Raw genomic sequence first — 6,218 nt, 5'->3', positions numbered from 1 at the left:
GTACTGGCGTTGAAATGTTCCGCAAACTGCTGGACGAAGGCCGTGCCGGTGAGAACGTAGGTGTTCTGCTGCGTGGTATCAAACGTGAAGAAATCGAACGTGGTCAGGTACTGGCTAAGCCGGGTTCCATCAAGCCGCACACCAAATTCGAATCTGAAGTTTATATCCTGTCCAAAGACGAAGGCGGCCGTCACACTCCGTTCTTCAAAGGCTACCGTCCGCAGTTCTATTTCCGTACAACTGACGTGACTGGCACCATCGAACTGCCGGAAGGCGTAGAGATGGTAATGCCGGGCGACAACATCAAAATGGTTGTTACCCTGATTCACCCGATTGCGATGGACGATGGTCTGCGTTTCGCAATCCGTGAAGGCGGCCGTACCGTTGGCGCGGGCGTTGTTGCTAAAGTTCTGAGCTAATTATACGTTTTAATTAACGTTTTAGGCTTAAAAACCCCGAATTTATTTCGGGGTTTTTTATTTTAAATAAAATAAATATATTTAATTCGAGATAACAGATATTTCTTATAACTGTCTTATAACTGGTTTGATAAGTGTGCGTTTTTCTCAAAGCATACTGTTTTTAATTAATTCATTTGAATCTGTTTCCTGTGGTCATTAAATTATTGGTTATTGCATCTTTATGTAATAACCAATGGACTTAAGCAACAGGAATGTTAAGCATGAAATTGAATCTCGCGACTAAATCCCTATTTTTTATGGGACTGACATGTACTGCATTGCCAGCATTTGCGTTGGAAGCATGGAACGGCCAGGAAGGCGGCAGCAACTATGAAGTTATTTTCGATGGCGGCGTTTATAAGAATGCATGGTGGGTGGCGACCTCAAACTGCCCGGGTGAAGCTGCTAATGATCAGGCGAATAACCCATGGCGTTTTGTACGCAATGCGACCGCTGCTGAAATAGATAAATATGGTAACCCAACCACCTGTGAAACCAGTGGTGGTACGGTAACGTATCCTGAATATAATAATAGCGTCTCTTATAATGCGGGCGATGTTGTTACCTACAATAATGTGACATATAAAACATCAGTAGCGCAAAGTGCATATGGATTTGCGCCGGGACAGAATAATCCGTGGGAGGCTTATGCCCCTGTTGCGCAGTGGTCATCTTCCACCGTTTATAATAAAGGTGATAAAGTTCAGAAAAATGGACAGGAATATAAAGCCCTGTTTTATACCGTAGGGGACGATCCTTTTCTTACTGCAAACCAAAATCCGACCGGTGTTAATGGCCGTCCATGGAAACCACTGGGTGATGTGGTCTCTTATACTCAGGACGAGTTAAATAAAGCGCCAGAATATAACTCCTCAACCTTGTACCAAAACGGTACCCTTATCCGTTATAACGGTGGTAACTACGTTTCGCGGTCCAAAGTCCAGAAAGTCTCCCCATCGGATACCAACCCATGGCGCGTATTTATCGACTGGACAGGCACCAAAGAAAAAGTCGGTACGCCAAAATCGCCATGGCCTGCACATGTTTATGCTCCATATGTCGACTTTACCCTGAACTCCCAGCCGGATCTGGTAAACCTTGCACATAACCAGGGGGTTAACCACTTCACGATGGCCTTTGTGGTGAGTAAAGATGCGCAAACCTGTCTCCCGACTTGGGGTACGGCATACAACATTAACGATTACGCGCAGTACAACAAGATCAAAGCACTGCGTGAAGCGGGCGGTGACGTGATGGTCTCCATTGGCGGTGCAAATAACGCTCCGCTGGCGGCCTCCTGTAAGAATATGGACGATTTGAAGCAGCACTATTACGACATCGTGGATAACCTGAATCTGAACGTGCTGGATTTCGATATCGAAGGCACTTGGGTTGCCGATCATGAATCTATCAACCGTCGTAACGAAGCAGTGAAAGCCGTACAGAACACCTGGAAGTCAGAAGGCCGTAGCGTGGGTATCTGGTATACCTTGCCAATTCTGCCAACCGGTTTGACCGCAGAAGGGCTCTATGTTCTTGAAGATGCAAAAGCGAAGGGTGTAGAACTGGCGGGTGTTAACGTGATGGCGATGGACTACGGCAACAGTATTTGTCAGTCAGACGGTACAGAAGGCCATAACATCCATGGCAAATGCGCGACGTCTGCAATTGAAAACCTGTTTAGTCAATTGAAGCAGGTCTTCACCGAAAAGAATGACGCTGAAATCAACGCTATGATGGGTGTGACGCCAATGAACGGTTATAACGACGTTCAGGGTGAGGCGTTCTACCTGTCTGATGCGAAGCTGGTAATGCAGGATGCGACAGACCGTGGTCTTGGCATGATTAGCATCTGGTCTATGATGCGCGATCAGCCGGGTGTAGCCAAACAGGTTTCTCCAGAGCACAGCGGCTTGACCGAGCAGCAGGCTCCTAAGTATGCATTTAGTGAGGTGTTTGCGCCGTTTACGCAGGCAAAAGAGCCATCATTTGTGAAGGATCTCACCGTAGTCAATGGTCGCGTTTGCTATGCTAGATGAGACAGCTCAGAAAGAGAAAAACCGCTTCATCTTGAGACATAACGGCAAGTATGCCTGTGAGAGTTACAATGGTTCTGTTTACTACGGTTCACGTAACACCAGTAACGGCACTGTGGCAATGGGATGCGGCGATAATTTGAAAGCTGGCGATAAGGTTAGTCTAACCCTCGAATCGGGTAAACCGGGATTGGGGACTAATACAGTTGGACCGACCCTCGCTGAGATAACGGTCCCTGCCACTCAGCCTCCTTCGCCATCGACTGGTGTTGTGAGAGGTTTTTCATATAATAAAACGTCTGGTCGAATTGAAGTAAAACTAGATGAAGCTGCACAGAAGGGCCAAAATCGCTATGTAGTCAAGCAAGATGATAAAAACTACATATGTGAAAGTTACAAAGGCACTGTCTACTATAGTTACAAATCAATCAGTAACGGAGTCGTCACAATGACATGTCCGATTACGCCTGTAGTGGGCAGTACCTATAGTATCTCTGCAGAAGCAAATATGCCGGGTTACGACCCAAATACAAATGGTGCAGTACTGGCGAGTTTTGTTGCCACATCTGACATGATCAAATAGTTCTTTAAATAGTTATCAGGCCGTGCTTTTTGGTACGGCCTTTTCATTTGAATTGAATATCATTATCATTTAGAATGTGCATAAAGTTTGGGCAGGAGTTTGTATGTACATTTGTTTATGTAATGGTGTCAGCGATAAAAAGATTCGGCAGGCTGTACGCCAGTTTTCTCCACAATCTTTTCAACAGCTTAGAAAATTTATCCCAGTCGGTAATCAGTGTGGAAAATGTATTCGCGCCACACGCGATATTATGCAGGATGAATTGAGGCAACTACCTGAATTTAAAGATATTGCTTGAGTTCCCGTGTTGATTAACATCACAGCCAGATTCTTTAGTCCTTAATTGTTTTTTGACTTACTCCGCAGGGCATCTACTCTTCAGAGAGTGGAAGCGGAGGAAGCTAAAATGAAAGGTGATGTTAACACCATAATTTATCTCAATAAATTATTGGGAAATGAGCTTGTCGCAATCAACCAGTATTTTCTCCATGCGAGAATGTTTAAAAACTGGGGACTTAAGCGTCTGAATGACGTTGAGTACCATGAGTCCATCGACGAGATGAAGCACGCGGATAAGTATATCGAGCGTATTCTCTTTCTTGAGGGGATCCCCAATCTGCAGGACCTTGGCAAGCTAGGTATCGGCGAAGATGTCGAGGAGATGTTGCGTTCCGATCTGGCTCTTGAGCTGGAAGGCGCAAAAGACCTTCGTGAAGCCATCGCGTATGCTGACAGCGTTCATGATTACGTTAGTCGCGATATGATGATAGAGATCCTTGCAGATGAGGAAGGCCATATCGACTGGCTCGAAACGGAGCTGGATCTTATCCAGAAACTCGGTATCCAGAACTATCTGCAGGCACAGATTCGCGAAGAAGAGTAATGATGGCAGGAAGGTTTTGTACCTTCCTGACTTACAGGGTTACCCAGCAGAAATAGCCCCAACTACTTAGTGCCAGCGCCGGACCGAAAGGGAGGACGCCAGTAAGCCGTTTGTTTTTTATCCACAACACCAGCCCGTAGAAAATCCCAATGCTGGACGCTATATAGAGGATCATTGGCAAACTTTGCCATCCAGTCCAGGCTCCCGCTGCCGCCAGCAGTTTGAAATCGCCGTAGCCAATTCCTTCTTTATGCCATATCAGCCGGACGATCCAGTAAATCAGCCATAGGGTGAGGTAGCCCGCCACAGCGCCCATAATGGCATCTTCACATTGAACAACTCCGGTCATAAGGTTAAACAGCAATCCAAGCCACAATAAGGGCAGGGTCAGTTTATCGGGTAGTAAAAAGTACTGCGAATCGATGACGCTGAGCGCCAGCGCGAACCAGAAGTAGAATAAAAGACCTGAAACAAGCGCCAGATTGTCAGGGTGGAGGGTGTAGCAGAGAAGGGCCATAAGCGCGCAGCTGACTTCGAGCAAAGGGTAACGCCATGAGACAGCCTGCCTACAATGGCGACACTTTCCTTTCAGCCGCAGCCAGCTAAAGAGCGGGATATTATCATGCCATACCAGAGGCATGCGGCAGTGGCAGCAGTGTGACGCCGGTAGCCATAAATTAAAATGGGAAGATGCTTCGTCAGCGGTAATCTGTTGTGCGATCATTATCGGTAACCGCCAGGTGACCATTCCTATGGTGCTGCCTGCCAGTAACCCAATAACCATAAAGATCAAGGCCATCATACTATCCATTACGCTTTACCCCGATTATCAGACGCGTCAAAGTAATCGAGTCGGCTTCCTGTGGGGAGGCATGGAATTCCAGCTCCACAACACGTAACTCGTAACTGAGCTGCACCTCTATGAGCCAGTGCATGAAGCTCTCCATTTTCATGTTGGTGGCAGAGATGCTCAGCTCACCTACGTTTCCCTGTTGTACTGTCGCGACCATCCCCGCCTTTTTAAGGCTGCCTCTGATGAGATCACCAGGCTTTCCGGAGAGTTTTTTTTCTGGCAAAAGACCTGCAGCGGCAACCTGCTTGCCGAACCATGCCATGTCGTTGCGTAACCTGTCGTATCTGGACTGGAGCATATCTATACCCTTGCCGAGTGGCTGATAGAGGACAAACCAGAAAAGAATAATAAGGCTACATGCTCCCAGAGTAATGATGAGCCGTTGCTCAGTGAGGGGCTTTTGTCTGAATCTGGTCAGCGTATGTTTAATCATTGCGTAACCTCAGAAAACCATTATCAAGGCTTATAAGTGTAAAACCATAAAGGTCCAGTACACTCAGGAAAAACTGTTAATACTCTTCTTCATTAAACGTATCAGTACTTCTGATAGATATAGAGGCTCTAACATCGGGAGCAATAAGAATGGTTTTCCCCATGTTTTGGCTAACAATACTGACAAAAGTTCGAATATCCGCTCGTAGGATTAATATCGGCCTTGTTTTGTAACGACAGATGGTTTTGTGAATATCTAACATATCCGGCATGTATGCAAATAAATATAATTATAATGCTTGTGAATATATTTATGCTGTAAAAGGCGCGATATAACAACGTCTTTTTTAATGATCGGAGTATAACTGTCATGAATTTATCATTAGGAATGGCTGTGATATATAATGTGTTTATTGTTAAGGGTTGCGATAATATAATTGTATGCTGGTTGGCAGCAAGTGGTTTACTACATGGTTTCGCAACTTTAGGAATAGAATAACGTTGAAGGTCAATATAATTATTCATGGACGAACTTAATGCTGTTTATACCACCCGGCATCGCCTGTTATGAGATGGCCTTATTTCGACGCTAATTAATGAGCCATGTCTGGTCCTGCAGGGCGTGTTAGCGCCAGTGATATAAGACGGTAATTCACCATTAGCATTGTCCGCTCCACCCAACATGTTGTTTCCTTATGGTTCTCACACCAGAAAGGACATTAACATGCAGAGCAGAGAGGACTTTTACATGATAAAGCAAATGCGCCAGCAGGGTGCGTACATTGTCGATATTGCAACTCAGGTGGGTTGCTCTGAACGGACTGTCAGACGCTATCTCAAATACCCTGAACCGCCAGCCAGAAAGACCCGCCACAAAATGGTTAAGCTGAAACCATTTATGGATTACATCGACATGCGCCTGGCAGAGAATGTCTGGAATAGCGAGGTTATCCTCGCAGAGATAAAGGCA

At 45.8% G+C, this 6,218-nt stretch carries 7 protein-coding genes and 2 pseudogenes; 6 read left to right on the top strand and 3 right to left on the bottom strand.

Annotated elements, in window-relative coordinates; genetic code table 11:
• From GA0061070_RS23705 to bfr, 5 genes are all read left to right on the top strand, one after another.
• A partial coding sequence (locus GA0061070_RS23705) for an EF-Tu C-terminal domain-related protein (RefSeq protein WP_090138778.1) occupies positions 1–419 on the top strand: 419 nt, incomplete at its 5' end.
• A 263-nt stretch (positions 420–682) separates the two neighbouring features.
• On the top strand, positions 683–2,500 hold the full coding sequence (locus tag GA0061070_RS23700) for a glycosyl hydrolase family 18 protein (protein ID WP_341844413.1): 1,818 nt from the start codon (positions 683–685) through the stop codon (positions 2,498–2,500).
• Entirely contained in the window at positions 2,475–3,080 is a 606-nt protein-coding gene (locus GA0061070_RS25000) for a hypothetical protein (RefSeq protein WP_139109832.1), read from the top strand. The genes GA0061070_RS23700 and GA0061070_RS25000 overlap by 26 nt, the downstream gene beginning before the upstream one ends.
• A gap of 103 nt (positions 3,081–3,183) precedes the next feature.
• Positions 3,184–3,378, top strand: coding sequence for a bacterioferritin-associated ferredoxin (gene bfd / locus GA0061070_RS23695; RefSeq protein WP_090138939.1), 195 nt, complete (start codon positions 3,184–3,186; stop codon positions 3,376–3,378).
• Between the two features lie 108 nt (positions 3,379–3,486).
• Positions 3,487–3,963 (top strand): bacterioferritin, encoded by a 477-nt coding sequence (gene bfr, locus GA0061070_RS23690; protein WP_090138937.1) that lies wholly within the window; start codon positions 3,487–3,489, stop codon positions 3,961–3,963.
• A 31-nt stretch (positions 3,964–3,994) separates the two neighbouring features.
• Here bfr and GA0061070_RS23685 read toward each other — a convergent pair whose 3' ends face one another.
• The 3 genes and pseudogenes from GA0061070_RS23685 to GA0061070_RS25720 all read right to left on the bottom strand — a co-directional run.
• Positions 3,995–4,765: a prepilin peptidase gene (locus GA0061070_RS23685; RefSeq protein ID WP_244153193.1), complete on the bottom strand. Its 771-nt coding sequence runs from the start codon at positions 4,763–4,765 to the stop codon at positions 3,995–3,997.
• Between the two features lies 1 nt (position 4,766).
• Entirely contained in the window at positions 4,767–5,249 is a 483-nt protein-coding gene (gene gspM, locus GA0061070_RS23680; RefSeq protein WP_090138932.1) for a type II secretion system protein GspM, read from the bottom strand.
• Positions 5,250–5,253: 4 nt separating this feature from the next.
• Positions 5,254–5,451 (bottom strand): annotated as a pseudogene (locus GA0061070_RS25720) (type II secretion system secretin GspD); the annotation flags it as partial.
• Between the two features lie 521 nt (positions 5,452–5,972).
• Between GA0061070_RS25720 and GA0061070_RS23670 the strand changes: the two are divergent.
• A pseudogene (locus GA0061070_RS23670) lies at positions 5,973–6,218 on the top strand (helix-turn-helix domain-containing protein); the annotation flags it as partial.

Origin of the sequence: Kosakonia oryziphila (genome assembly GCF_900094795.1) — a bacterium.
GTDB classification, from domain to species: Bacteria; Pseudomonadota; Gammaproteobacteria; order Enterobacterales; family Enterobacteriaceae; genus Kosakonia; species Kosakonia oryziphila.
This window is presented reverse-complemented; position numbering and strand designations above follow the sequence as displayed.

Bases quoted from the DNA above. Each gene is read 5' to 3' on its own strand.
- GA0061070_RS25000 (WP_139109832.1), top strand. From the start codon at position 2,475: ATGGTCGCGTTTGCTATGCTAGATGAGACAGCTCAGAAAGAGAAAAAC.
- bfr (WP_090138937.1), top strand. From the start codon at position 3,487: ATGAAAGGTGATGTTAACACCATAATTTATCTCAATAAATTATTGGGA.
- gspM (WP_090138932.1), bottom strand. From the start codon at position 5,249: ATGATTAAACATACGCTGACCAGATTCAGACAAAAGCCCCTCACTGAG.
- GA0061070_RS23685 (WP_244153193.1), bottom strand. From the start codon at position 4,765: ATGATGGCCTTGATCTTTATGGTTATTGGGTTACTGGCAGGCAGCACC.
- GA0061070_RS23700 (WP_341844413.1), top strand. From the start codon at position 683: ATGAAATTGAATCTCGCGACTAAATCCCTATTTTTTATGGGACTGACA.
- bfd (WP_090138939.1), top strand. From the start codon at position 3,184: ATGTACATTTGTTTATGTAATGGTGTCAGCGATAAAAAGATTCGGCAG.